Genomic DNA, 24,881 nt, shown 5'->3' with positions numbered 1-24,881 from the left:
GAGGTAGAGCCGGCCGCTGGCCGGCTGCACCCGTATGCGATCCCGAGGTTGCCGGCCAGCGGCCGGCACTACCGCCTTCCACCACCTGCGATGATGCTTGGATCTGGTAGAGCCGGCCGCTGGCCGGCTGCACTCGTGCGCGATCCCGAGGTTGCCGGCCAGCGGCCGGCACTACCATTCCGCCACCTACGACCAATAGGTGGCAGACAGCCTGCACCCCACCGCCCAGAATCGATCCATCGAACCTGGGAGGGTAGGCGATGGCCTCGACGGCAGCAGTACAGGACGGCTGGATGGCGCGCGCTGCGCTGCGCTCGGCCGCCTGGGCGGAAAAATGGTTCCCCGATGCGTACGTGTTCGCGGTGCTGGGCGTGGTCATCGTCGCGGTGGCCGCGATGGGCTTCGGCTCGACTCCGCAGGCCACTGCCAGCGCCTTCGGTGACGGCTTCTGGAGCCTGATCCCCTTCACCATGCAGATGGCCTTCGTGGTCATCGGTGGCTACGCCGTGGCAACCGCACCGGTGGTTGCACGCTTCATCGACTTCCTGGCCCGGGTGCCGCGCACCGGACGCGGTGCGGTGGTGTACGTGGGCCTGGTCAGCATGCTCGCCTCGCTGCTCAGCTGGGGCTTCTCGCTGGTGTTCGGCGGCCTGCTGGTGCGCGCGCTGGCCCGCCGCACCGAACTGCGCATGGACTACCGCGCCGCCGGTGCGTCGGCATATCTTGGCCTGGGCGCGGTGTGGGCCATGGGGTTGAGTTCCTCGGCCGCACAGCTGCAGGCCAACCCGGCCAGCATGCCGCCGGGGCTGGTGGAGATCACCGGCGTGTTGCCGTTCACCGAAACCATTTTCCTGTGGCAGTCGATTGCGCTGACTGCAGTGCTGATCCTGGTCTCGCTGCTGATCGCCTGGCTGACCGCACCGGCTGCCGGCAGTGCGCGTACTGCCGAGGAGTTCCCAGGCGCTGCGCAGGCCGAGCCGGAACCGCTGCAGCGACGCACGCGCCCGGGCGAATGGCTGGAATACAGCCCGCTGCTGACCGTGCTGCTCTCGCTGCTGGCGTTCGGCTGGCTGTTCAACGAGTTCGCCAGCAAGCCGGTGGTCACTGCCATCGCCAACCTCAACACCTACAACTTCCTGTTCATTTCGCTGGGCCTGCTGCTGCACTGGCGGCCGCGCAGCTTCCTCAACGCGGTGGCCAAGGCGGTGCCCAGCACCACCGGCGTGTTGATCCAGTTCCCGCTGTACGGTGGCATCGCGATGATCCTCACCCATGCTGCTGGCGGCGACGGGCAGACACTGGCGCACCGCCTGTCGAGCCTGTTCGTGCACGTGGCCAGCACCGATACCTTCGCGCTGGTGATGGGCGTCTATTCGGCGGTGCTGGGCTTCTTCGTGCCCTCCGGCGGTGGCAAGTGGATCATCGAGGCGCCGTACGTGATGCAGGCCGCCAATGAACTGAAGGCACACCTGGGCTGGGCGGTGCAGGTCTACAACGCGGCCGAAGCGCTGCCGAACCTGATCAACCCGTTCTGGATGCTGCCGCTGCTGGGCGTGCTGGGCCTGAAGGCACGCGACATCGTGGGCTTCACCTTCATCCAGCTGCTGGTGCACATTCCGCTGGTGCTGGGCCTGCTGTGGCTGCTGGGCATGACCCTGGCCTATGTGCCGCCCGTGATGCCCTGAATGCAGGGTTGGCTTCCCTGCGTGCGTTGGGAAGCCAACCTTGTTCAGCGCGTGTTTCCGGCGGCGAACGCCATGAATGCGTGCAGGCTGACGATGGCATGAGCACATGCCGAACCCGCATGAATCCTTCAGCCGCTTGTGCCACAAGGGCTTCTGCGCGTTCATTCACACGCGTACACACAGATGTAGCCGCCCACCCACGCGTGATTAACCATTCGCTGCAGACGATGGCCACGTCCACCGCATTCCGCGAGTGGCTTTGGAGATCGGACATGGCACAGCAGAACCAGAACCCGAACCAGAAGCAGCAGGGCCAGCAGAACCAGCAGGATCAGCAGCAGGGTCGTGGCCGCGACCAGCAGCAGCAACAGCAGCAGGAACAGCAGCAGCGCAACCAGCGCAACCAGCAGCAGGGTGGGCAGGACGAGGAAGAGTGACCTCGCCACCAGCTCCGGTGATGCGAAGCCCCGCCCCGTGCGGGGCTTTGCTTATTCCAGCATGCCGATGCGCTGCAACACCGGCGCCGCCGACATGTCGTTCGGATTGGTGCCGGGCTGATCCTGCGGCACGTCCATGCCCATGCCGCGGTACAGATCCACCCAGCGCTGGGCGATCTCCCCGGTCTGCGGGTTACGGAAATTCATCGGCTGCAATGCGAACACGTGGTGCGCACGGAAGGCGCGTTCGATGAAGTCCGAGCAGTAGTAGCTGTCCTCGTTCAACACATACGACGTGTTGTACGGCTTGCCCAGCATCGTGCGCGCGGTGGCGACCGCATCCCTGATCGCTGCCTGCTGCGGCGCGCGCAGGCGATAGACCACGATCTGCCGCTGCTTGGCGCGCGCTTCCTGGCGGAATTCGACCAGCGATTGCCGGCGCGATCCTTTCTCGTCTGCATGCAATACCTCCCAGCCCTTCGGCGCGGAGGCGACCAGCGCGACGTGATCGAAGCTGGGCGCGCCCTGCTTGCCGGTGGCATCGTCGATGGCCGCACTGAGACCGCTGCGGCCGGCGGTGACGAACAGAAGGTCGCCTTCGTGGACATCGACGGCCCTCGCCACCGCCGGCCACAGGGCGGGCAGCAGCAGGCCGATCAGGAGCAGGAGGCGATGCATGAGGACTCTCGGACAAGCGGAATGCCTGAATTGTAGGGTGCGCGGTAGCATGGAGCGACCGGACCGGATTCAGGATGTGCCCATGTGTCGATACCGTTTTGCCGCAGTGCTGATGCTTGCCTGTGGCGCGGTGCTGGCAGCCTGCGCGCCAGTGCCGCAGGCACCGCAGACCGCGACCGAAGCCTCACCTGCCGCAGCGGCGCCGGCGACCACCGTCGCCGAGCCAACAGCTGTGGCTGCACGCAGTGAGTGCCCCTACCCGGAATTCGATACGTTCCTGAAGCATTTCGGCAACGAGATCGCGCTGCAGGAAAAGACCACCGCCGATCCGCTGCTGGACAGCTACATCGATGCCGAGGCCGAGCCGGAACCGCGCAAGGTGGAAAGCCGGCTGGCGCGGGCCGATGTCGAGTGGCCGGTGATGCCTGATCCCGCCGCACTGGCCGGGCAGGGCCGCGAAATGCAGGTCAGCCTCCTGGCCGATGGACAGCGGCAGGTGCAGATCCGTACGCAGGACAGCAGCGACCAGCAGACCTATACCTTTGCGCAGGCGCCGTGCTGGACGCTGGTCAAGCGTGAGGATGAGTCGATCTGATGGCTGATCCGGCACAGGCGCGGCGGGCCAGCGGCTGCTAGGCTCGATCCCTGGTCCAGGCAGGGAGACGCCGATGCAGGCTTTCAGGAAGCGCACCACCACCGCCGCCATCGCAGCTGTGCTGGCGATAGCCTCCCTCAGCGGCGCCCAGGCACAGTCGGTGCATGCCGATGACCGCGCCTACTTCGCCAATGCCACCGCCGAACAGACCGCGCGTGACGCACTGGGCAAGCGCGTCGAGGCTCTGCAGCAGGCGTCCACCGTTGCACCCGCGGAACGCTTCCGGCAGGCCGAGGTACTGGAGGCGCAGTGCCTGCGCCATCACAGCTACCTGCACCTGCAGGCCGCCCGCAATGCGCGTGATCAGCGTCCGGCCCAGGCGCTGGACCAGGTGATGGGGCTGTGCAGCCGCATTGCCCGCAGCGGCCGCGCCGCTCTGCGCGAGGCGCCCGCAGATGCGGCGTGGGCAGCACCGTATGGCTTCCTGCGCACTCGGGCGCTGAAGGAGGCTGCCACCCCGGCCAACGTCGCGCTGGATGAGGCCGTGGAGGCACTGGCCGATCCGGCGCTGGACAGCTTCGCGCGCCTGCGCGGGCAGATCCTGCGCAGCGCCGAGTATCCGCAGATCGAGCACGGCGGTCGTCACTGGGACACCGGACGCGACAAGCAGCTGCTGGCCCAGCAGCCCGACCGCGCCCTGCGCGAGGCCGGCTGGAAGGGCTACTGGCAGGGGTTGCACTCGCGCCGTGAGCCGATGGCCTCGGTGCTGCTGGGGCTGGTGCAGGTGAATGACGCCGCCGCACGCCTGCAGGGTGACGGCTCGGCGCCGGCATATGGCTACCAGCGCATGGGCCTGGATACTGCCGCAGTGGATGCAACGCTGGTGGCGATCGAACAGCACGCCGGGGACCGCCGTGCCTACCAGGACATGCTGCTGCGCCACGCTGCGCGATCCGGCATCGACGCGCCGCAGATCTGGGATACCACCGTGCCCGATGCCGGCTATACGCCACCAGTGCTGACGTTGGCGCAGCTGCGTGACAACGCCGCCGATGCCATGCAGCACCTGGGACCGGCGTACGTCGCCGAACTGCGCGCGCTGCTCGATCCGGCCAACCAGCGCATGGATCTGGCCACCGAACGTGGTGACCGCAGCCAGGACGCGTTCCCGGTGAGCGCTCCCGGTGTGCCGGCAATGCTGTTCGTTGGCCTGCGCCGTGGTGATCTGGAAAGCGACGTCGAGATCGCCCATGAAGCCGCTCATGCCGTGCACGGCGAGTGGATGCAGCGCGGTCATGCGTCGCCGCTGCAGCGTAATGGCAGCCAGTGGCTGACCGAGGCGTTCGCGATCTACAACGAGCTGCGCTTCCGCGACCAGCTGTACCAGCAGGCAGAGGATCCGCGCGCCAAAGCCTATTACCTGAAATCGCTGCTGGACGACATGGTGCTGCAGCTGTTCACCTCTTCCGAGGAAGCGCAGCTGGAGCAGTCGATCTATCGGGGCGTGGCCGCCGGCACGCTGGGCACCGCCGATGACCTGGACGCGCTGACCGGGCAGGTGCTGGCGCGCTTCGGCCAGCAACCGGAGCGCTACCCGCAGCTGCGCAACACCTGGATCGGCAAGCGTCTGATGTATGAAGACCCGAATTATCTGGTGAACTACCTGTATGCGGGGCTGTTGGCCGTGCAGCTGTACGTGCAGGACCAGCGCGACCCCGAAGGGTTCCGTGAGCGCTATCTTGCCGTGCTTGGCGAGGGCTTCGACCGCGCGCCGAACGAGCAGGTGGCGCAACTGCTGGGGCACGCGCCTGACTGGGCGGCCCTGGTGGATGCCGATCTGCAGGTGTTCAACCAGACGGCGGCGCAGCTGCAGGCGCTGCATGCGCAGATCGAGGCAGGGCAGGGTACGTGAACCCGGCGCGCCCCTTGCAGCAGGCGGCCGCCACCGTGTGGCTGCTGTTGCTGCTGTGCCTGCTGCCGATGGCAGCGCTGGCGGCAATCCCGGTCCCGGCGCTGGACGATCCCGTGGTGGACACTGCCAACGCGCTGTCCGCTGAAACCCGCGCCACCCTGCGCAGGCAGGCGCTGCAGCTGCAGGCACGGAAAGGTGCACAGCTGCAGGTGCTGGTGGTACCCAGCGTGGGCAGCGAAGGCATCGAGGCCTATGCACAGCGGGTGTTCGATCAGTGGCAGCTGGGTCGCGCCGGTGTCGACGACGGTGTGCTGTTGCTGGTGGCGGTGCAGGACCGCCGCGTACGCATCCAGACCGGCTATGGCCTGGAAGGAGCGCTACCGGACGCGTACGCCGCTCGCATCATCGACAACGCGATCGTGCCGCGTTTCCGTGAGGGCGATGTCGACCAGGGCGTGCTCGATGGCACGACGATCATGGTGGCGCTGATCGATGGCGAGGACCTGCCGGCATGGGAAGAACCGTCGGCCAGCAACGTGCTGCCTGCGGACTGGCGACGCGCAGACTCGGTGGTGGCGTTGACCCTGCTGGCCGGCTTCCTGGCCGGGCTGTGGCGCTCGCCGCCGCCGCTCCCGCCGGCGAAGGCCGAGGATGATTTCAGCGGCAGCCGTCGGGAGCGGCGGCGCAAGGCACTGGCCGCCAATGCATCGGCACCAAAACCAACCTGGCCGACCTTGCCGGCCTGGGGCCGCCCGATGCTGTTGACCGCTGTTGTGGGTGCGGGCGTGCTCTCCGTGGCGCTGCTGCTGCCACGCCATGTGCTGCCGGGCCTGTGCTTCGTGCTGGCGCTGGGTGTGCCGGTGGCGGCCCTGCTGGGCTGGTGCTGGCGCCGCAGCCGAAGTGTGCGCATCGTGCTGTGCGGGATGCTGATGCTCAGCGTGCTCTTCCTTGTGCAGGCGCTGCTGCGTGGCCAGCTGCCACCGAGCCTGGCCCGGCACCTGCTGCTGCAGGCCGCCGCGGGCGTTGTCACCCTGATGGTGTTCCTGCTGGTGCAGGCCTGCCGCACACGCTGGAAGAAGAACCGCAGCAGCTTCATCGTGCGCATGACGGTGCTGGTGCTGTTGACCCTCGGCTATGCCGCGGGCGCGTTGCTGGCGATCCATCGTGCCGAAGGTGACGATCCACGGCTGCTGGCAATGATCGTGTCCGGTGTGTGTGGCGTGCTGCTGTACTTCGTATGGTTGTTCACCATGCTGCCGGGCGAGCGCGCACGTGGCCGGGTTTCATCATCCCGCGAACGCACGTCGTCCCGTTCGTCGTCCTCGTCGAGTTCGTCGTCGAGCAGTTCCAGCAGCTGGTCTGGAGGCGGCGGCCGCAGCGGCGGAGGCGGCGCGTCCGGCAGCTGGTAGTTCTCAGGCCGCCTGCACCCGCCAGCCGAGCGAGGCGTCCTCCACAATACCCGGGCCGGCCACGTCGCCGACCTGCAGCTGCAAGCCGCGCGCGTTCGGCAGGTCCTTCTGCTCGGGGAACCAGCGTCGATCCGCAGCGACCACGATCAGCAGGCCCTCGTCGTCGCCCATCGGCGCGAACTGCGACGAAGGCGGGCTGATCGGTTGCAGGCCGAACCGCAGGCTGGACTGTTCGCGCACAGCGTCGACATCGTGGCTGGGCAGGCCGACTTCGCTCAGGCAGCTCAGCTCGCTGCCGTGGAAGGCGCCCTGATGCGCACTGGCCGGCAAGCGGCGGCGGCCGATCAGTTCCAGGATCAGGCCGTCAGGGCCAGTGAAGTACACCGACTGCGACTGCCAGCTGCTCTCCAGCGCGAAGTAGTCCAGTCCCGCCGGATTGCGCTGCAGTGGCGTGCGTTCACGCAACCAGGTCATCGCCTCGCCGAAGCGGTTGTCCGGTACGTTGAAGGCCAGGTGCACGCCACCGACCGGATGATCAGCCGCCGGCTGCAGTTCGATCGTGCTCCAGCCGATGTGCACATGATTGCCGACCACGCGCTGCTGCAGCACATCGTGGAAATACGCGGCGACGGTGGTGACGTCGGACACTGGCAGGGTGAGGTGAAGCAGGCGCATGGCCGATCCTCCGTGGATGCGCCCACTGTAGCGCCGGGCCATGCCCGGCGGCCACTACCGCAGTGCTTCGGCGAAGAATCGCACCGCGGCATCCACTGCCTGCGCGTGGGTGTCCGCCTTCGGAACCGAACTGCTGCAGAGCTCGGGCAGCCTCTGCACACCAACCGCTGTACAGGCCGCCAGGAAGTCGTAGTGACCGACATCCGGCAGACGCTGCAGCACAGCGCCCGGAATCAGTGTCTGTGCAGCCTCGCCATTGCTCTGCGGTTGCGCAACCGTGTCAGCCTCGCCCAGCACGATCGACACTGGCTGCCTCAGCGAGGACAGCTGCTCGGGCGCGAACGCCTGCACGATCGCGGGTGCCAGCAGGAATGCCGCACGCACGCCGGGGATCGCGCGCGAGTCGTTGGCGTGGGAGATCCAGGGAGACATCGCGGGTGAGCCCGCAGCGGCAACACGCGCGTCCATCGTGTGCGTGGCGGTTTCCTGTTGTGGCCGGCAGACGCCGTCATCCGGGTGCGCGCGGCAGAAGGCCAACAGCCGCTGCAGGTCGGGGCGTGCACCGGCGGCCAGCAGCGCGGTGTAGCCTCCGGCCGAGAACCCGGCCACACCCAGTCGCTCAGGGTCGACATGCGGACCCAGCAGCGGATCGGCCTGTACTGCAGCGAGTGCCGAGCGCAGGTCATCCGCACGCAACCAGCTCAGTACGCTGCCGGGCAGGGTCATCTCGTCCACGCCGTTGTTGCCGGGATGATCGACCGCGATCACCAGATACCCGGCGCGCGCCAATGCCGTGCCCAGCCAGCCCATCATGCGCGCGCTGCCGCCGTTGCCGTGGGAGAGCAGCAGGGTCGGCAGGCGCTTGCCCGCGATCGGGGCATCCATGGCTGAGCGGCCGACGTCGAACAGCGGCGCATCGGGCGGACCGATGGTCAGGGCGGTTTCCGTGCTGCCAGCGGGCGCGGGATACCAGACCGTGTAGCGCAGGGCGTCGCGATGCTGCGCATCGCGCACCGCGGCGCTGGCCACTGTGGTGATGCCGTGGCGTTCGCCTGCTTTCCAAGGCTCGCCAGCGCTGGCGGCCCCCGCGGAGGCCATCAGCATCATTCCCATCACAGTGGCTGTCATGCGCATCGTCGACTCCTTGTCAGCGTGGGCGTTCGTCCACCGGCAGCCAGATCTCCACGCCGCCGTTGCCGCTGTGCTCATCGAAACGCATGTCGTAGCGTTCCAGATCGGGGGCATCGGCCAGGCTGAGACCGGAGCCGGGCAGGTAGTGATCCAGCAGCCAGAACCAGGTCGAGCGGATGGTCGAGATGTGCCCGCCGTGCCAGGCCACCAGGTAGCGACGCGGCGGAATGTCCACGCGTTGCCAGTGCGCAGGGACGCTCGGCACCGCGCTGGCCGGCAGTGCGGCGATGTAGTCGAAGCCGCCATCGTCATCATTGTTGCAGCACACGCCGAAGCTGATCGGCGCCGGCGCCGGCCATTCGCGGTTGAGCTGCGCCCACTGCCCAGGAATCGCACCGCCGCTGTCGCGGGTATGCCGCATGCCGATGCCCGCCACCTGGAAAGCGGGCGTGTCGAGCAGGCGCGGCGCTTCACCGCAGGCAGCCGGCGCCTCGTCCACGCGGATCGCCTGCACCAGCGCCAGTCCATCAGTACCTTGTTCGCGTACCCGCTCCGGGGTCTGCCCGAACTGTTCGCTGAAGGCGCGGGTGAACGCGGCATGGGTGGTGTAGCCCGCGCCCAGTGCCACCTGCAGGATGTCGCCCGCCCCGTTGGCCAGCCGCTGCGCGGCAGCGGTCAGGCGCCGTCCCCGCAGATAACGCACCACCGAGGTGCCGGTGCGGGCCTGGAACAGGCGCGACAGATGGAACGGCGACAGCCCCGCCGCAGCGGCAATATCGGCCAGTGCCAACGGCTGGTCCGCATGGGTTTCGATGTACCACAACGCCTTGCCTGCCGCGCTCATCCAGCCGTTCCCCGATTCCGATGCCGGGCACAGTAGCGGATCGGCAGGCAGCGCGTTTAGCAGTTCTTGCGCTCCAGCGGCATCAAGCTGTCGCACTGACGTCATGGCTCCTTCACAGATCGCGCCGAGACTGCGCGCCTTGTCCAGGCCTGCGATATCCCTGCAGGTGCTGGCCCTGTCGCGTCCTCCCGGAGCCCTGCCGTGCATCGTTCGAAGCTTTCGCGTTCCATCCTCCTCGCCCTTTCCATGGCCAGCGCAGGAGGCGCGATCGCAGCGGAGGCCGATGCGGTCGATGCCCCGGCGGGCAGCCGTGCGGCGCCCACCCAGCTCGACGCGATGCTGGTCACCGGCACCCGCGCCTCCAACCGCACCCAGTTCGAAACGTTGGCGCCGGTGGACGTGTTCACCAAGGAAGATATCAAGTCCGTTGAATCCACCGACCTGAAGGACGTGCTGGCGCAGCTGGTGCCGTCGTTCGTGGTGCAGCGCCTGCCGATGGCGGACGGCCAGGTGTTCGTGCGCCCGGCCACGCTGCGTGGCCTGTCGCCGGACCAGACCCTGGTACTGGTCAACGGTCGTCGCTTCCACCGCAGCGCGCTGCTCGGCAACCGTGGCGCGCAGGCGGCCGACCTGGCACAGATTCCGACCAGTGCGATCAAGCGCATCGAAGTGCTGCGCGATGGTGCGTCGGCGCAGTACGGCTCGGATGCCATCGCCGGCGTCATCAACATCATTCTCGAGGATGGCCCGGGTACCGAGATCACCGCTGGTTATTCGCAGTATGCGCAGGGCGATGGCGCCTCGCGCGATTTCAGCGCACGCACCGGCTGGTCGCTGGGTGACTATGGCAGCCTGGTTCTGTTCGCCGAATCGTCCAACTCCGACGCCACCTCGCGCACCCGCCAGCGCCCGGATGCGATCGCCTTCCAGGCCGCGCATCCGGATCTGGACGTGCCCAACCCGGTGCAGCGCTGGGGCCAACCGGAACTGGAAAGCCGCCGCGTCGGCTTCAACGTGAAGGCCAACGCCAGCGACACGCTGGAGCTCTATGCCTTTGGCCTGTACAGCCACAGCGATGGCGTCAGCGATTTCAACTGGCGCAACCCGGACACCACCACCGGTGCTTACCGCACCACTGCGATCTTCCCCGGCTGGAACCTGCGTTCGATCTATCCGGTGGGCTTCAGTCCGCAGTACGGCAACGTCCAGAACGACCTGCAGCTGGTCGGTGGCCTGCGTGGCGAGATCACGCCGAAGCTGCGCTGGGATGTCAGCGCCTCGTATGGCCGCAACGCCATCGACTACAGCCTGAAGAATTCGATCAACGCCTCGCTCGGCCCGGCCAGCCCGACCGCATTCGATCTCGGCCGCCTGACCCAGACCGAGAAGAACGCCAACGCCGACTTCAACTACGAGTGGGATGTGGCTGCGCTGTCCAAGCCGATCAACGTCGCCTTCGGTGGCGAGTTCCGCCAGGAGACCTACCAGGTGCGCGCCGGTGATCCGGCCTCGTACGCGGTGGGCCCGGGCGCGGCGGCAGGGCTGGAAGCCAATTCCAACGGCGCACCGGGTTTCTCGGCCAGCCAGGCCGGGCAGTGGAGCCAGCGCAGCAAGGCGGCCTACGTGGATATGGAAGTGCCGTTGGGCGAGCGCTGGAGCATCGGTGCGGCCAGCCGCTACGAGGACTTCTCCAGCTTCGGCAGCACGCTGGACGGCAAACTGTCGGCACGCCTCGCGATCACCCCGGACGTGGCTCTGCGCGGCACGGTGTCCACCGGCTTCCGCGCACCGACACCCGCGCAGCTCAACACCACCAGCACCACCCAGGGCCTGGATACGCGCACGCTGCAGATCTTCACCAGTGGCCGCTTGTCGCCGAACGATCCGCTGGCCCAGCTGCTCGGTGCCAGGCCGCTGAAGCCGGAGGAATCGCGTACCGCGTCGCTGGGCCTGACCTGGCGCACCGACCTGGGCCTGTCCGGTTCGGTCGACGTCTACCAGATCAAGCTCACCGACCGCTTCAGCCAGTCGGCCAGCTTTGCCATTCCGGCTGGTACTCCCAATCCGCTGGGCTATACCTCGGTGAACTACTTCACCAACGATTTCGATACCACCACCACCGGCGTGGACGTGGTCGGCAACTACCTGCGCGACCTCGGCGCGGGTCGCATGACGCTGACCCTGGCCTACAACTACAACCGCACCCGCGTGGACAACGGCAGCACCTCGGTGGCCACCAACGAAACCCAGCGCGTGCTGTTCGAAGACCGCCTGCCCGAGCACAAGGGCAGCCTGACCGGCAGCTGGGACATCGGCGCCTGGTCGCTGATGGCACGCATGCGCTACTACGGTGCCTGGACCGACGCCAGCGGCAATGCGGTGGGCGACATCTACCAGCGCTTCGGCGCGATGAGCTTCCTCGACCTCGCCGTGGGGTATCGCATCAACGAGCACCACAGCCTGCGCGTGGGTGCAGACAACGTGCTCGACCGCTATCCGGATGAGGCGGTGTTCCAGGCCAGCCGCGGCCTGGTCTACTCGCGCAACGCGCCGTACGACACCGATGGTGCCAACCTGTACGCGCAGTACCGGTTGAGCTTCTGATGGACCGCACGCGCCGCTCCCTGCTGCGTGCCGGCACCCTGCTGCCGGCCGCAGCCGCACTGTCTTCACTGCCCGCCATGGCTGCCACGCGTTACGCTGCACCCATGCAGATTCCCGCAACGACCGTGGCGCCGGACGTGCTGGCCCGCGATGAAGGCTATTGGGCCTCCGTGGCCAGCCACTTCGACATCACCGACGAAGTGAACCACCTGGAGAACGGCTACTGGGGTGCAATGGGCCGCGAGACGCTGGCGAGCTACCAGCGGCACACCGCTGAAGTGAATCGTGGCAACGCCTGGTACGGCCGTCGTGAGTTCCCGGCGCAGTACCTGGCGGTGCAGCGGCAGGTAGCCGAGCTGCTGGGCGTGGGCGTTGATGAAATCGCACTGACCCGTGGTGCCACCGAGGCGATGCTGGCCCTGATTGGCGGCTACAACCGCCTGCAGCCCGGCGACCAGGTGCTGTATGCCGACATCGACTACGACAGCATGATCGGCGCGATGCGCTGGTTGCAGCAGCGTCGCGGCGTGCAGGTCGAGCGTATCGCGCTGCCGGCGGTGCCGGACCACGCGCAGATCCTGCAGGCGTATGAGGACGCATTCGCGCGGTTGCCGCGTCTGAAGCTGGTGCTGCTGACCCAGGTCAGCCATCGTCATGGGCTGGTGCTGCCGGTGGCCGAGATCGCCGAACGTGCGCGTGCACGTGGTATCGACGTGATCGTCGATGCGGCGCATGGGTTCGGCCAGATCGACTACGCGGTGCCGCAGCTCAAGGCTGATTTCGTCGGCATCAATCTGCACAAGTGGATCGGTGCGCCGGTCGGCGTCGGCGCGATGTACGTGCGCAAGGGCCGTGTGGCCGATCTTGACCCGTACATGGGGGAGACCGACGACGGCCGCGTGGGCAGCCGCGTGCATACCGGTACGGTCAACTTCGCCGCCTACCTGGCGCTGCCGGAAGCGATTTCCCTGCACCAGCGTATCGGCGTAGCCAACAAGCAGGCGCGCCTGCGTTACCTGCGCGAGCGCTGGACGGTACCGGCGCGGCAGATGGCACATATCGAAGTGCTGTCCTCACCGGATCCGGCGTTGGCGAGTGCATTGGCCAGCTTCCGCCTGCGCGGGCGTACCAGCGTGGCCGACAACATCGCGCTGCAGAAGCGCCTGCTGGATGAGCATCGCGTGTTCACCACGCATCGTGACGGTTTGGACTCCGGCGCCTGCGTGCGGGTGACGCCGTCGGTGTTCACCCGGCCGGAGCAGATGGACGCGCTGGTGCAGGCGCTCTCCGCCCTGGCCTGACTCTGCTTTGGTGGGTGCCAACCTTGGTTGGCACATTCCGTCCGTGCCGGGGAATCTTCCGCCGGCCAGCGGCCGGCACTACCAGGCCTACCGCTCGATCGCCGGCAACGCATCCGACAACAACAACCGATCAATCCGCCGCAGCGCACTTTCCAGCTGCCGGCGATCCGCCGCCAGCCCCAGCGACAACCGCACCCCGTTCTGATGCTGTACCCCCGGCAGGCAGAACGCCGATGACGGCGCAATCGCCAGCCCCTGCAGCTGTGCGGTACGCACCAGCGTGGCGTCGGTCCACGGCGCGGGTATCCGGCACCACGCATGCAGGCCCTCTGCCCGCTGCAGCAGCGATGGCGCCAGCAGGTAGCGCGCCATGCGCATGCGCTCGCGCGCCTCGGTGCGCACCTGCGCCAGCAGTGACTGCGCCGAACCATCCAGCAGCAGTTGGCTGGCCAGCGCCGAGACCAGCGGATGGCCCATCAACCGCGTTGCTCGCAGTGCGGCCGTCATCGCCTCGGCATGCGCCGCGCTCGGACAACGCACGAAGGCGGTGCGCAGGCCGGGGCTGATCACCTTCGACAGTGTCGCCACGTAGAACACATGACGCGGTGCCAGCGTTGCCAGCGGTATCGGCGCCTCCTCGGCGAGGTGCCAGTACGGATCGTCTTCGATCGCCAGCAGGCCTTCGCTTTCCAGCACGCGCGCCATCGCTTCGCGCCGATGCAGCGGCAGGGTCAGTGCGGTCGGGTTCTGGCAGGTGGGATTGAGATAGACCAACCGCGCACCGCTTTCGCGTGCCAGCCGCGCCAGTGCATCGGGGCACATGCCGTGTTCGTCGCTGTCCACCGGCAGCAGGCGCCGGCCCAGTGCGGCAGCGGCCTGCAGCAGGCCCGGATAGACCAGCGCGTCGCAGAGGATCGCGTCGTCGTCGCGTCCCTGGCTGACCAGGATCGACGCCAGCGCCACCTGTGCACCTTCGGTCAGCAGCAGGCAGGCATCGTCCACCTTTCCCAGCATCGGCTGCAGCCAGCGCGCCGCTGCGTGGCGGTCGGTGGGGTTGCCACCGCCCAGGTGATAGGTCATCAGGTTCGGTGCGTTGCTGCGTGCGAGTACGGCGGCGGCACCGCGGCGCAGCGTCTCGGCCAGCGCATCGGCATCGGGCACCGGCGGCACGTTCATGCTCAGGTCCACCACCTGGTCGAAGCCGGCCTTGGGCGGTGCGATGAAACTGCCCTGTGGTCCACGCGCTTCGATCAGGCCACGCTTGCGTGCTTCATCGAAGGCGCGGGTGACCGTGGTCAGGTCGATACCGAGCTGCTGCGCCAACGCGCGTTGCGAAGGCAGGCGTTGTCCCGGTGCGAGACCACCGCGGCGCACCGTGCGTTCCAGCGAGTTGACGATGCGCAGGTAGATCGGCCCGCTGTGCGCGAGTACGTCCTGCACCCATTCGCGGGCTGCGACATCCGGTCGCGGCATGTACGGAGCATGTCGGGGCGTATCGTTGCTTCCAACGGCGGGAGCCTGTCCATAACCATCGGTCGGTTCGGACAGGTGACCGCCGTTGTTGTTTGCGGCGGCCACGCCGGCCAGCGTCAGTGATGTCATTGCGCGTCCTCAGCGCTTGGCCTGCCAGGGGCAGTAGCAGCCCACGGCAAGCAGTCCTTTCGGGCGCACGGTCTCGCCGCGCACCAGTCTGTCCAGCAGCGGTTCGACGAAGCTGTTGGCCGAGTTGCACACCATGCCGATGCTGTACGGTCCTGCGTAGGCGAGGTGGCCCTGGCGATCCCAGATGGCTACGGCGGGGCTGGCCGGAATGTGTTCGATGCCGTCGATGGTCGGCAGGTTGATCACCTTGTTGCGCAGTGGCTCGGGCAGCTCGCCCTGCGTACCCGGGCGGCGGATGGCATAGAAGTCGATGCCGGCGCGGCGGTACATGCTGATCAGGTAGCTCAGGTGCGCACCGGTTTCGCGGTTGCACACGCCGCAGGCCGGGTCCCAGAAATGCACCACGCGGATGCGGCCGGTATCACCGGCCAGATCGGCCGGCAGGCGCAGCTGCGAATCGTCGAAGACGATGGCCTGTTCGGTGAAGGTGGACTGCGCGCTGTAGCCGAAGTACTGCCACAACGCAGCCGCGACGCCGGCCATGAACAGGCAGGCGAGGGCGATCATCGTCGGCAGCAGCCAGCGGCGACGAGGCGCGGCTGCGCCCATCAGGAATCTTCCCGGCCGAACTTGTGCACGTACTGCTTGCGCATCTCGCGGCAGGAATCGGCCTGCGCGCGGCGCTGGATCTCGCTACGCGACGGATCCTCGCTGCGCTGCAAGCACTGCTCGATGGCGTGGCGTTCGGCGGCCTGCACATCCACGGTCTGCGGCTGCAGGCAGACCCAGGCCAGCGCGGCCAGCATCAACACCACAAAGCCACCGCACCCGGCCATCACCAGGTGGAATTTCAGTTTCTCGGCGCGCATCGATGCACGTCCCTTCATCCATACATTGCATACAAAATATCATCTTGTATGGATAAAGCGCCATGCGCCCCGTTCAGACGATGGCGTTGTGGCGTGCCTCGGGGGCCTCGGACAGGATCTCGTTCAGCTTGGCCAGCGCCCCGGCCAGCGCGCCCTGGTCGACCGCGCCGCCCAACGACAGGCGGATCGCGTTGCCCGGTGGCGGTTCTTCCACGCTGAAGGCATCGGAGCTGGCAATGCCCAGCCCCTGCTCCTGTGCGGCCTGGATCAACCGGTACTGGTCGAGCCGCGGCGGCAGCGGCAGCCACACATGCAGGCCGGCCGGATGCGCCTGGGCACGGGCCGGCAGGCAACGGGCGGCAATGGCCTGGCGCTCGCGCAGTTCCTGCTGGAAGCGCTGCACCATGTCCTGGGCCTGGCCGCTGCGGATCCACTGCGAGGCCACCGCCACCATCGATTGGGTCGGCATCAGCGCGATTGCGCGCAGCGCATCCAGCACCGGTTCCATCGGCTCGCCGGCCGGCACCACCAGGTAGGCGGTGCGCAGGCCCGGCGCCAGGCACTTGGACAGGGTGGAGATGTAATAGACCGCGCAGCCCGCATCGCGGTGGGCGGCCAGCGGCGGCGCGGCGTCTCCGGCCAGCAACCAGTAGGGATCGTCTTCGATCACGGTCAGATCGTGGCGCTTCGCGACCGCCAGCAGGGCCTGCCTGCGTTGTGCCGACATCGTCGCCGTGGTCGGGTTCTGGATGGTCGGCACCAGGTACAGCAGGCGCGGGCGGCGTAGCTGGCAGGCCTCCTCCAGTGCGTCGGGGAGCATGCCTTCGGCGTCCATCGCCACCGGCACCACGCCCCGCTGCAGCACGCGCGCGGCGGCCAGCAGGCCCGGGTAGGTCAGCTGCTCGGCGGCAATCAGCTCGCCCGGCTGGGTGCGGGCCAGGATCAGCGCGCACAGTGCGGTCTGCGCACCGGGGCAGATCACCACCTGGTCGGCACCGACCGTCCCCAGCATCGGTGACAGCCACTGCACAGCGGCGGCGCGGTCCTCGCGGGTGCCGGCGCCGACGTGGTAGCTCATCAGTTCGCCCTGGCCCAGCTGCTGGCCCACGTGCTGGAAACCGGCCTCCATGCCCTGTGCGAACGGCGCGCTGCCCAGCAGCGGCGGGATGTTCATGCTCAGGTCCACCGAGGTGCTGCGGTTGCCGGCCGACAGCGCGATGAAGGTACCGCCAGCGCCTTGGGCGTCGAGCAGGCCGGCCTGGCGCAGCTCGGCGAAGGCACGGGTGACCGTGGTCAGGTCCACGCCCACCTGCTGGGCCAGGTCGCGCTGCGGCGGCAGGCGGTCGCCCGGGCGCAGCACGCCGTCATCCACCGCCTCGCGCACCTGCTGGGCAATCTGCAGGTACAGCGGGCCGGCGCCCTCGCGGAAGGGGCGAACCCAGGTGCGATTGGGGTGTTTCAGGCGGCGGCCGGCGGCAGGGGGCGTCATCGGTCAGTTTTTTCCATACGTACAGATGCACAAGTCCATACAATGATGTATCTTGTATGGGCTTGATTGGAGTGGTTCGCCTACTTGTAGGCGACCTCGTACCCACAGTGTAGCCGCTCCACGCCCGGGCGCTGCGCGCAGGCGAGCCGGTCAAGCGCGCTTCTTCAACAGGGTTGACCTCCAATGAATATCTGCTGGAACCGCATCCGCCTGGCGCTGGTCGCCCTGGCCTGCGTCGGCCTGTCGGGCTGTGACTGGGTGCTGCTGGATTCGAAGGGCATGGTCGGGCTCGCCCAGCGCGACCTGATCCTGATCTGCATCGGCCTGATGCTGATCGTGGTGATACCGGCCATCGTGCTGACCTTCGTGTTCGCCTGGCGCTACCGCGCCGGCAATACCAAAGCCAAATACATGCCTGACTGGTCGCACTCCACCAAGGTGGAGATCGTGGTCTGGGGCGTGCCGCTGATCATCATCGCGGTGCTGGCGGTGATCGTGTGGAAGTCCACCCACGAGCTGGACCCCTACAAGCCGCTGGACGTGGCCGGTGAGCCGCTGCACGTGGACGTGATCGCCACCGACTGGAAGTGGGTGTTCGTGTATCCGGACCTCGGCATCGCCACGGTCAACCAGCTCAACTTCCCGGTCGACCGTCCGCTGGCGTTCAACATCACCTCCAACTCGACGATGAATACCTTCTTCATCCCGCAGCTGGGTGGGCAGATCTACGCGATGGCCGGCATGCGCACGCAGCTGCACCTGATCGCCAACGAGCCCGGCCAGTTCCGTGGCATGTCCGGCAACTACAGCGGGCATGGCTTCTCGAACATGAAGTTCATCGCCACCGCCAGCAGCAACGAAGAGTTCGAGCGCTGGGTGACCGAGGTGCGCAGCGCGCCGGACGCGCTCAGCTTCACGCAGTTCAAGGCGCTGGCCGCACCGTCGAAGAACGCACCGGTGCAGCACTTCTCCAGTGTTGAACCACTGCTGTTCAAGAAGGTCATCGACCAGTTCATCGGCGTTGGTGAGAACACCGCTGCTGCGACCCCGGCGGGCGCTGCCGGCGGTGCCCAGGTTTCCCAGGAGTAACGAACATGTTGGGTAAATTGACGTGGGAGGCCGTGCCGCTGCACGAGCCGATCGTCGTGGTCACATTGGCGGCCATGGTGCTGGGTGGCCTCGCGCTGCTCGGCGCGGTGACGTACTTCAAGCTGTGGGGCCCGCTGTGGCGTGACTGGTTCACCACCGTGGACCACAAGAAGATCGGCATCATGTACGTGGTGGTAGCGCTGGTCATGCTGGTGCGCGGCTTTGCCGATGCGCTGATGATGCGCGCGCAGCTGGCGGCGGCTGGCCCGGGCAGTGACGGCTTCCTGCCACCTGAGCACTACGACCAGATCTTCACCGCGCACGGCGTGATCATGATCTTCTTCGTGGCCACCCCGTTCGTGGTCGGCCTGATGAACATCATCGTGCCGCTGCAGATCGGCGCGCGCGACATGGCGTTCCCGTTCCTCAACGCCTTCAGCTTCTGGATCTTCGTGGTCGGCGCTGCGCTGATGATGATCTCGCTGGGCGTTGGCGAATTCGCCATGACCGGCTGGGTAGCCTATCCGCCGCTGTCGGGCATCGAGTTCAGTCCAGGGGTCGGTGTTGATTACTACATCTGGGCGTTGCAGGCTTCGGGCATCGGCACCTTGCTGACCGGCGTCAACCTGTTCATCACCATCCTGCGCATGCGTGCGCCGGGCATGACCCTGATGAAGATGCCGGTGTTCACCTGGACCGTGCTGGTCACCAGCGTGATCATCATCGCCGCCTTCCCGATCCTGACCGTGGCGCTGGGTGCGCTCACCCTGGACCGCTACCTGGACTTCAACTTCTACACCAACACGTTGGGTGGCAACCCGATGATGTACGTGAACCTGGTGTGGGCCTGGGGCCACCCGGAGGTGTACATCCTGGTGCTGCCGGCGTTCGGCATCTTCTCTGAAGTGACCGCCACGTTCGCGCGCAAGAAGCTGTTCGGCTACAAGTCGATGGTGGGCGCCACCCTGGCGATCGGCATCCTGTCGTTCATCGTCTGGCTGCACCACTTCTTCACCATGGGCTCCGGTGCCAGCGTCAATGCCTTCTTCGGCATCATGACGATGATCATCGCCATTCCCACCGGCGTGAAGATCTTCACCTGGCTGTTCACCATGTACGGCGGTCGCGTTGAGTTCAGCGTGCCGATGCTGTGGACCATCGCCTTCCTGGTCACCTTCACCATCGGTGGCATGACCGGCGTGCTGCTGGCCATTCCGGGCGCGGACTTCCTGCTGCACAACAGCCTGTTCCTGGTCGCGCACTTCCACAACACCATCATCGGCGGCGCGCTGTTCGGCTACCTGGCCGGCTTCGCCTACTGGTTCCCGAAGGTGTTCGGCTTCACCCTCAACGAGCGCCTGGGCAAGTGGTCGTTCGCCTGCTGGGTGATCGGTTTCTACCTGGCCTTCATGCCGCTGTACATGCTCGGCTTCATGGGCATGACCCGCCGCATGAACCAGTACGACAACCCGGCGTGGACGCCGTACCTGATCGCCGCCTTCATCGGTGCACTGTTCGTGTTCGCGGGCATCATCCTGATGCTGGTGCAGATCTACGTGAGCGTGCGCGACCGCAAGCGCAACCTGGACCTGACCGGCGACCCGTGGAACGCACGCACGCTGGAATGGGCCACGCCGTCGCCGCCGCCGTTCTACAACTTCGCCGTGGTGCCCAAGGCCGATGAGCTGGATGCCTTCCACGAAGCGAAGAAGCGCGGCCTGCCGCCGCCGCCGAAGAAGTACGCACCGATCCACATGCCGAAGAACACCGGCGTGCCGCTGATCCTCAACATCTGGATCCTGGTGTTGTGCTTCGCCCTGGTCTGGCACATCTGGTGGATGGCCGCGGCCAGCTTCATCGCGATGATCGTGACCCTGATCGTGCGGTCCTATGACGAGGACGTGGACTACTACGTCAGTTCCGAAGAGGTGGCGCGCACCGAAGCGGCCAACCTTGCCAAGCTGAAGGAGGTACGCGCATGAACCTGTTGACCCGCCCCGAGCTGGCCAGCGACACGCAGGCGCACGAGGACCACCACGAACACGACCACGGCCACGAACGGGGCGGCATGAAGGTGTTCGGCATGTGGGTCTACCTCATGTCCGACCTGGTGCTGTTCGGTTCGTTGTTCGCCTCGTACGCGGTGCTCAGCACCGCCTACGCCGGCGGCCCCACCGGCAAGGAGCTGTTCTCGCTGCCGTTCGTGATGGCCGAGACCTTCCTGCTGCTGGTTTCCAGCATCACCTACGGCCAGGCCGTGCTGGCGATGCATCGTCACGACACCTCGGCAGTGCTGCGCTGGCTGGGCGTGACCTTCGTGCTCGGTGCCTCGTTCATCGGCATGGAGATCTACGAGTTCTCGCACCTGATCCACGAAGGCGCGGGCCCCAGCACCAGTGCCTACCTGTCGGCGTTCTTCGCGCTGGTCGCCACCCACGGCCTGCACGTGGCCAGCGGCCTGATCTGGATGGCGGTGGTCATGCACCAGGTCTACCGCCGCGGCCTGACCCCGACCAACATCACCCGCGTGTCGTGCCTGAGCCTGTTCTGGCACTTCCTGGACCTGGTGTGGATCTGCGTCTTCACCTTCGTCTACCTGATCGGAGCCTTCTGACATGGCCCACGTCGAAACCTCGCGCGCCGGCAATGCGCACGGCTCCACCAAGTCCTACCTGATCGGCTTCGTGCTGTGCGCGCTGCTGACCGTGGTGCCGTTCGCGCTGGTGATGAACCCGGTGCTGTCGCGGCCGCTCACGCTGTTCCTGCTGGTCGGCTTCGCGGTGGCGCAGATCCTGGTGCAGCTGGTCTATTTCCTGCACATGGACCGCAAGTCCGAAGGCGGCTGGAACCTGGCCAGCTTCGTGTTCACCCTGGTGATCCTGTTCATCGTCGTCGCACTGTCGGTCTGGATCATCTGGAGCATGCACTACCACATGATGATCAACTGACCGTGGCCGGGGTGATCGGCATGGACCGCGCGATCACCCCGGCACCTCCGTCCTCTTTCCCCCAAGGGCAGGCCTGACCGAGACCCCGCCCGCGTCTGCGTTGGTGGTACCCGTGAAGCGTCCTGCTGCTGTTGCCCGTTCGTTGTTCTCTCCCCGTTTCCGCCTGCCGCTGCTGGCAGGCCTGGCCGTCGGCCTGCTGGCCGGCTGCAGTGCGCAGTCGCGCATGGACTTCTATTCCAAGGACATCGCCTGCGAAGAACTCGGCCAGCAGTGGTCGATGCCCGACAGCCACGGCACCGTGCGTGGCCCGAAGGACCTGCAGGGACAGGTGACCTATCTGTTCTTCGGCTTCACCAGCTGCCCGGACGTGTGCCCGACCACCATGGTCGAGCTCAGCCAGGTCAAGCACCTGATGGGCAAGGATGCCGACCAGCTGCAGGTAGTGTTCGTCAGTGTCGATCCCGCACGCGACACGCCCGAAGTCGCCCGCACCTATGTGGAAGCGTTCGACCCCAAGGCGATCGCACTGGTCGGCAACGAAGCGCAACTGGCCGCGATGGCCAGCGACTTCAAGGCGTTCTACGAAAAGGAACCCGGCCCGGTGCCGGACACCTACACCATGAGCCACATCGCCGGCGGCTACGTGTTTGATCGCCAGGGCCGTCTGCGCCTGTTCGCGCCCTATGGCATGCCGGTGGACAAGCTGTTCTCGGACGTGCAGCGCCTGCTGCTCGAGCCTGGCCATCCGGCCGCCGGCAACGGCCCGCTGGCCAGCTGCCACCTCAAGCAAAGCGACACGCTCGCCGCCGGGTAATCCTGGGCCATGCCCGGCTGATGCCGCCTGTTCGTCGCGCCCGCTGCCCCGGTAGGTGTCGACCTTGGTCGACACGCGGTGAATGAATCTGGTGGGTGCCGACCGTTGGTCGGCACACCCCCACACACCAATCCCCCGACCGGCCAGGAGAGCCAACCGGCCAGGGGCACCACTCAACGCCTTACTTGGTTTCTTCCCACTGCACCACGTCCGGCTCGGCTGCCTTGATGCCGGCGGTCGACAGCAGCTTGGTGGTCGCATCCAGTGCCGCGTTCACCGACGGATACTCCACAATCGCGCGGCCCGAGGCCTTGGATACCTTCACCACGGTGCCGCCGGTGGCGGTGGCCGCACGCTGCGCCGAAGCCGCATCGGTGAAGAACACCTTGACCCGCGAGGTCGCCACGACCGGCGCGCCATCGTTGGAGACAGCGGCCGCAAACTTGCTGGCACCGGCATCCGCACGTGCGGCCACACCGGTAGACGCATCCGTGGACCGCTTGCTGCGGGTGCCGACGGCCGCCGCGCTGGCATCAGCCCCGGTGGTGATCCGGAACTGGCCGCCGCTGGCCTGCTGCACGGTTGCCGACGGCGCCAGCTGGAAGCGCGAGCCGCCCACATTGAACGAACGGCCGGTGGCCTCTGCCTTCAACTGCTGCGTGTCTACGGTCGACAAGGTCTTCGCCGGAGGTGTCTGGCCCGAACTCTGTGCCCAGGCGGTGGTGGTCATCGCCGCAAGGGCGAGGGTGCTCAACAGAATGGTCGTCTTCATCATCAGTGCCCCAGAACGCGGATCTTGAAGAATTCGAGGTTGCCACGCGATGCTGCGTTCGCGGCCTGCCCCAGGTCGGTTACTTCCAGTGTCCAGGTGCCCGTGGCGTTCTCATCCAGGAAGGCATTGCTGGACAGCAGGTCCCAGTTGGTGAAGTTGCGCTGGACGCCGTTGAGGCCAGAGCCGATGGCAGTGAATGCCGGCTGCACCACGCTGCGGGTGCCACTGGGCGAGATCAGCACGAACTGCAGCTGGCGGGTGTTGCTGTGGTTGACGCGGAAGCCGAGCTGCACGCTCTCGATGTTGCGTGCACCGTTGGCCAGCTGGAAGGTCAGGCGCGCCGCGGCCGCCGAGGTATTGCCGATGGCCACGGTACGCGTCGTGTTGCGCCAGCCACTATCCACCAGTGCACCCAGCGGCTGGAAGTCCTCTGCGACCTGTACCGCGCGTGCTGCATTGACCACACCGAAACCGTACCAGTTGCTGTAGGCACGGCCGGCGGCATTCACCGTCCAGCCCGGCACCAGCACGCGGCCGTCGGAGTGGGTCACCGCTGCCCGGTTCGGATCGGTGCGGGTGGCGGTGGTGGCCAGGATGTACTTCACATCGCGGTAGGACAGGTTCGGGTTGGTCTCCAGCAGCAGCGCCGCCACGCCCGACACCATCGGCGTGGCCGCCGAAGTGCCGTTCATCTTGCCTGTGTAGTTGCAGGTGCTGTCGATGGCAGACTGGTCGCCGTCCAAAGTGTTGCGCAGGCTCGTGTTCTTGTTGCTGCCCTGCGCGCAGCCGGTGACATCGGTGGTGAGGATGGCCGGATCGTAGCGGATCGCCAGCTGCCCCGGCACGACCTGCCGCTGCCAACCATTCTCACCGCCGAAGCCGGACACCCACAGCGCCGAGCCGGTGGACGAGTAGGACGAGCGCACGCCATCGGCGCGCACGGCGGCAACGGTGATCACGTTGAACAGGTTGTTACGCGGGTCGCGACCGGCCGGAATGCAACCCGTGTTGCGGTTCTTGGTGTCTGCCGAGCAGATGTCGGTGCCATCCGAGCGTGCGCCGTTGTTGTGGTTGTTGCCTGCGGCCTTCACGTAGATGCCACCGCGGCCGCCACGGGTGCCGGACATGGCCTGCTCATAGGCGGCGATGTCGTTCTGGCTGTAGGCCAGCGGCAGGTTGGGGTTGCCCGGGCTGGAGCCCCAGCTGTTGTTGAAGACCCCCACGTCGGCCACTTCGGCGCCGTCCCACCACGAGTACTCGATGTTGGAATTCGAATTGCCCTGGGCATTGGACGCCAGGAAATTGAAGCCCTTCAGGGTGGCCGCCGAGGCCACGCCGCGCACGCCCAGATTGTTGGCACCTACTGCACCGGCGATGCCGCCGACCATGGTGCCGTGATTGTCGCGGTCCGGATTGGAAGGTGAAGGGTTGTTGCTCTGGTTGGCGAAGTTCTTGCCGGCGACCGCCGCAACGTTGGCGGCCAGGTCCGGGTGTGCGATCTGCAGGCCGTCATCGACGATGGCGATGGTGACGCCCTGGCCACGGATGCCATTGCGGAACAGGCCATCCACGTTCAGATCGTTGCCAGCCACCGGCAGGGTATCGCCCAGTACGGCCTGTCCGGTGTTGAGCAGATGCCACTGACGCCCGGCCAGCGGATCGGCCTGCTGGGCCTGGGCGGTGACGGCCAGGCTGCCCAGCACCAGGGCAGTGGCAAGGGCCAGGCGCGCGGAGCGCGGTGGCGCGGAGCGTTGCGTGTGTCGCTTCATACACGAATCCTTCTGTTGTGAATCGGCATGGCAGGACGGCGGGGCGGAACTGCCCCATCGCAACGAGCCAAACGCGACACAACGAACAACCCCCTACCTCTTCACACTCCCAATCTGCAGATGTGCCGATTGCGTCACAAACACTTATGCCGTGGGGTAATGACGACTGCAGCGGCCCGCATCTGGTAGGCGCCAACCTGGGTTGGTATCCGCATCCACACATGGCGTGGATCCACCCGGCATCATCGCGCGCCCTCA

At 66.8% G+C, this 24,881-nt stretch carries 22 protein-coding genes; 12 read left to right on the top strand and 10 right to left on the bottom strand.

The window, feature by feature from the left end:
* Positions 1–260: 260 nt before the first annotated feature.
* Positions 261–1,685: a short-chain fatty acid transporter gene (locus tag ACSYAO_RS20780; protein WP_180862767.1), complete on the top strand. Its 1,425-nt coding sequence runs from the start codon at positions 261–263 to the stop codon at positions 1,683–1,685.
* Between the two features lie 272 nt (positions 1,686–1,957).
* A complete protein-coding gene (locus ACSYAO_RS20775; RefSeq protein ID WP_005414774.1) occupies positions 1,958–2,122 on the top strand; it encodes a hypothetical protein in 165 nt (54 codons plus the stop codon).
* 51 nt (positions 2,123–2,173) lie between these two features.
* On the opposite strand, the gene ACSYAO_RS20770 is transcribed toward ACSYAO_RS20775, so the two are convergent.
* Entirely contained in the window at positions 2,174–2,800 is a 627-nt protein-coding gene (locus ACSYAO_RS20770; RefSeq protein WP_049461704.1) for a YiiX/YebB-like N1pC/P60 family cysteine hydrolase, read from the bottom strand.
* 82 nt (positions 2,801–2,882) lie between these two features.
* Between ACSYAO_RS20770 and ACSYAO_RS20765 the strand changes: the two genes are divergently transcribed.
* From ACSYAO_RS20765 to ACSYAO_RS20755, 3 genes are all read left to right on the top strand, one after another.
* On the top strand, positions 2,883–3,395 hold the full coding sequence (locus ACSYAO_RS20765; RefSeq protein WP_049461705.1) for a hypothetical protein: 513 nt from the start codon (positions 2,883–2,885) through the stop codon (positions 3,393–3,395).
* Positions 3,396–3,468: 73 nt separating this feature from the next.
* The gene (locus ACSYAO_RS20760; protein WP_049461706.1) at positions 3,469–5,307 is read left to right on the top strand and encodes a M3 family metallopeptidase; all 1,839 of its coding nucleotides are present in this window, start codon (positions 3,469–3,471) and stop codon (positions 5,305–5,307) included.
* A gap of 68 nt (positions 5,308–5,375) precedes the next feature.
* Positions 5,376–6,716 (top strand): TPM domain-containing protein, encoded by a 1,341-nt coding sequence (locus ACSYAO_RS20755; RefSeq protein WP_223224683.1) that lies wholly within the window; start codon positions 5,376–5,378, stop codon positions 6,714–6,716.
* A 3-nt stretch (positions 6,717–6,719) separates the two neighbouring features.
* Here the strand turns inward: ACSYAO_RS20755 and ACSYAO_RS20750 are convergent, their stop codons facing one another.
* The 3 genes from ACSYAO_RS20750 to ACSYAO_RS20740 are packed head-to-tail and all read right to left on the bottom strand — an operon-like array spanning position 6,720 to position 9,366.
* Positions 6,720–7,391 (bottom strand): VOC family protein, encoded by a 672-nt coding sequence (locus tag ACSYAO_RS20750; protein ID WP_049461707.1) that lies wholly within the window; start codon positions 7,389–7,391, stop codon positions 6,720–6,722.
* A gap of 54 nt (positions 7,392–7,445) precedes the next feature.
* Entirely contained in the window at positions 7,446–8,525 is a 1,080-nt protein-coding gene (locus tag ACSYAO_RS20745) for an alpha/beta hydrolase family protein (RefSeq protein WP_149908932.1), read from the bottom strand.
* 13 nt (positions 8,526–8,538) lie between these two features.
* Entirely contained in the window at positions 8,539–9,366 is an 828-nt protein-coding gene (locus ACSYAO_RS20740; RefSeq protein ID WP_049461709.1) for an AraC family transcriptional regulator, read from the bottom strand.
* A gap of 201 nt (positions 9,367–9,567) precedes the next feature.
* On the opposite strand from ACSYAO_RS20740, the gene ACSYAO_RS20735 reads away from it, so the two are divergent.
* A complete protein-coding gene (locus ACSYAO_RS20735; protein ID WP_080356507.1) occupies positions 9,568–11,970 on the top strand; it encodes a TonB-dependent receptor plug domain-containing protein in 2,403 nt (800 codons plus the stop codon).
* A complete protein-coding gene (locus ACSYAO_RS20730) occupies positions 11,970–13,271 on the top strand; it encodes an aminotransferase class V-fold PLP-dependent enzyme (protein ID WP_049461710.1) in 1,302 nt (433 codons plus the stop codon). The genes ACSYAO_RS20735 and ACSYAO_RS20730 overlap by 1 nt, the downstream gene beginning before the upstream one ends.
* An 87-nt stretch (positions 13,272–13,358) precedes the next feature.
* Here the strand turns inward: ACSYAO_RS20730 and ACSYAO_RS20725 are convergent, their stop codons facing one another.
* From ACSYAO_RS20725 to ACSYAO_RS20710, 4 genes are read right to left on the bottom strand one after another with little or no spacing between them, the layout of a single operon-like run.
* Positions 13,359–14,873 (bottom strand): aminotransferase-like domain-containing protein, encoded by a 1,515-nt coding sequence (locus ACSYAO_RS20725; protein WP_049461711.1) that lies wholly within the window; start codon positions 14,871–14,873, stop codon positions 13,359–13,361.
* Positions 14,874–14,882: 9 nt separating this feature from the next.
* On the bottom strand, positions 14,883–15,482 hold the full coding sequence (locus tag ACSYAO_RS20720) for a DUF6436 domain-containing protein (protein ID WP_012481503.1): 600 nt from the start codon (positions 15,480–15,482) through the stop codon (positions 14,883–14,885).
* Positions 15,482–15,760 carry a hypothetical protein gene (locus ACSYAO_RS20715; protein WP_019336318.1) on the bottom strand — a complete coding sequence of 93 codons (279 nt, stop codon included), beginning with the start codon at positions 15,758–15,760 and terminating at the stop codon, positions 15,482–15,484. Before ACSYAO_RS20715 ends, ACSYAO_RS20720 begins: the two co-directional genes overlap by 1 nt.
* A 55-nt stretch (positions 15,761–15,815) precedes the next feature.
* Positions 15,816–17,231 (bottom strand): aminotransferase-like domain-containing protein, encoded by a 1,416-nt coding sequence (locus tag ACSYAO_RS20710; protein WP_149908931.1) that lies wholly within the window; start codon positions 17,229–17,231, stop codon positions 15,816–15,818.
* A 183-nt stretch (positions 17,232–17,414) separates the two neighbouring features.
* Here ACSYAO_RS20710 and cyoA point away from each other — a divergent pair, with 183 nt between their 5' ends.
* From cyoA to ACSYAO_RS20685, 5 genes are all read left to right on the top strand, one after another.
* Positions 17,415–18,320 carry a ubiquinol oxidase subunit II gene (gene cyoA / locus ACSYAO_RS20705; RefSeq protein WP_032127101.1) on the top strand — a complete coding sequence of 302 codons (906 nt, stop codon included), beginning with the start codon at positions 17,415–17,417 and terminating at the stop codon, positions 18,318–18,320.
* A gap of 5 nt (positions 18,321–18,325) precedes the next feature.
* Positions 18,326–20,302: a cytochrome o ubiquinol oxidase subunit I gene (gene cyoB, locus ACSYAO_RS20700; protein ID WP_006474876.1), complete on the top strand. Its 1,977-nt coding sequence runs from the start codon at positions 18,326–18,328 to the stop codon at positions 20,300–20,302.
* Positions 20,299–20,934 (top strand): cytochrome o ubiquinol oxidase subunit III, encoded by a 636-nt coding sequence (gene cyoC, locus ACSYAO_RS20695; protein WP_440566239.1) that lies wholly within the window; start codon positions 20,299–20,301, stop codon positions 20,932–20,934. The genes cyoB and cyoC overlap by 4 nt, the downstream gene beginning before the upstream one ends.
* Before the next feature lies 1 nt (position 20,935).
* Entirely contained in the window at positions 20,936–21,268 is a 333-nt protein-coding gene (gene cyoD / locus ACSYAO_RS20690) for a cytochrome o ubiquinol oxidase subunit IV (RefSeq protein WP_006399830.1), read from the top strand.
* A gap of 142 nt (positions 21,269–21,410) precedes the next feature.
* Positions 21,411–22,082, top strand: coding sequence for an SCO family protein (locus tag ACSYAO_RS20685; protein ID WP_049461714.1), 672 nt, complete (start codon positions 21,411–21,413; stop codon positions 22,080–22,082).
* A 181-nt stretch (positions 22,083–22,263) separates the two neighbouring features.
* Here the strand turns inward: ACSYAO_RS20685 and ACSYAO_RS20680 are convergent, their stop codons facing one another.
* Together ACSYAO_RS20680 and ACSYAO_RS20675 are read right to left on the bottom strand one after the other, a co-directional pair.
* Positions 22,264–22,857 (bottom strand): S8 family serine peptidase, encoded by a 594-nt coding sequence (locus ACSYAO_RS20680; protein ID WP_006399785.1) that lies wholly within the window; start codon positions 22,855–22,857, stop codon positions 22,264–22,266.
* Positions 22,857–24,623 carry a S8 family serine peptidase gene (locus ACSYAO_RS20675; RefSeq protein WP_049400824.1) on the bottom strand — a complete coding sequence of 589 codons (1,767 nt, stop codon included), beginning with the start codon at positions 24,621–24,623 and terminating at the stop codon, positions 22,857–22,859. The genes ACSYAO_RS20680 and ACSYAO_RS20675 overlap by 1 nt, the downstream gene beginning before the upstream one ends.
* Positions 24,624–24,881: the final 258 nt, after the last annotated feature.

It is taken from the genome of Stenotrophomonas sp. STK16_22 (assembly GCF_051984505.1).
GTDB classification, from domain to species: domain Bacteria; phylum Pseudomonadota; class Gammaproteobacteria; order Xanthomonadales; family Xanthomonadaceae; genus Stenotrophomonas; species Stenotrophomonas maltophilia_A.
The sequence above is the reverse complement of the archived record's forward strand: the minus strand, read 5'-3'. Positions and strand labels throughout refer to the sequence as shown.

Bases quoted from the DNA above. Each gene is read 5' to 3' on its own strand.
- ACSYAO_RS20780 (WP_180862767.1), top strand. From the start codon at position 261: ATGGCCTCGACGGCAGCAGTACAGGACGGCTGGATGGCGCGCGCTGCG.
- ACSYAO_RS20775 (WP_005414774.1), top strand. From the start codon at position 1,958: ATGGCACAGCAGAACCAGAACCCGAACCAGAAGCAGCAGGGCCAGCAG.
- ACSYAO_RS20770 (WP_049461704.1), bottom strand. From the start codon at position 2,800: ATGCATCGCCTCCTGCTCCTGATCGGCCTGCTGCTGCCCGCCCTGTGG.
- ACSYAO_RS20765 (WP_049461705.1), top strand. From the start codon at position 2,883: ATGTGTCGATACCGTTTTGCCGCAGTGCTGATGCTTGCCTGTGGCGCG.
- ACSYAO_RS20760 (WP_049461706.1), top strand. From the start codon at position 3,469: ATGCAGGCTTTCAGGAAGCGCACCACCACCGCCGCCATCGCAGCTGTG.
- ACSYAO_RS20755 (WP_223224683.1), top strand. From the start codon at position 5,376: ATGGCAGCGCTGGCGGCAATCCCGGTCCCGGCGCTGGACGATCCCGTG.
- ACSYAO_RS20750 (WP_049461707.1), bottom strand. From the start codon at position 7,391: ATGCGCCTGCTTCACCTCACCCTGCCAGTGTCCGACGTCACCACCGTC.
- ACSYAO_RS20745 (WP_149908932.1), bottom strand. From the start codon at position 8,525: ATGCGCATGACAGCCACTGTGATGGGAATGATGCTGATGGCCTCCGCG.
- ACSYAO_RS20740 (WP_049461709.1), bottom strand. From the start codon at position 9,366: ATGAGCGCGGCAGGCAAGGCGTTGTGGTACATCGAAACCCATGCGGAC.
- ACSYAO_RS20730 (WP_049461710.1), top strand. From the start codon at position 11,970: ATGGACCGCACGCGCCGCTCCCTGCTGCGTGCCGGCACCCTGCTGCCG.
- ACSYAO_RS20725 (WP_049461711.1), bottom strand. From the start codon at position 14,873: ATGACATCACTGACGCTGGCCGGCGTGGCCGCCGCAAACAACAACGGC.
- ACSYAO_RS20720 (WP_012481503.1), bottom strand. From the start codon at position 15,482: ATGGGCGCAGCCGCGCCTCGTCGCCGCTGGCTGCTGCCGACGATGATC.
- ACSYAO_RS20715 (WP_019336318.1), bottom strand. From the start codon at position 15,760: ATGAAGGGACGTGCATCGATGCGCGCCGAGAAACTGAAATTCCACCTG.
- ACSYAO_RS20710 (WP_149908931.1), bottom strand. From the start codon at position 17,231: ATGACGCCCCCTGCCGCCGGCCGCCGCCTGAAACACCCCAATCGCACC.
- cyoA (WP_032127101.1), top strand. From the start codon at position 17,415: ATGAATATCTGCTGGAACCGCATCCGCCTGGCGCTGGTCGCCCTGGCC.
- cyoB (WP_006474876.1), top strand. From the start codon at position 18,326: ATGTTGGGTAAATTGACGTGGGAGGCCGTGCCGCTGCACGAGCCGATC.
- cyoC (WP_440566239.1), top strand. From the start codon at position 20,299: ATGAACCTGTTGACCCGCCCCGAGCTGGCCAGCGACACGCAGGCGCAC.
- cyoD (WP_006399830.1), top strand. From the start codon at position 20,936: ATGGCCCACGTCGAAACCTCGCGCGCCGGCAATGCGCACGGCTCCACC.
- ACSYAO_RS20680 (WP_006399785.1), bottom strand. From the start codon at position 22,857: ATGATGAAGACGACCATTCTGTTGAGCACCCTCGCCCTTGCGGCGATG.
- ACSYAO_RS20675 (WP_049400824.1), bottom strand. From the start codon at position 24,623: ATGAAGCGACACACGCAACGCTCCGCGCCACCGCGCTCCGCGCGCCTG.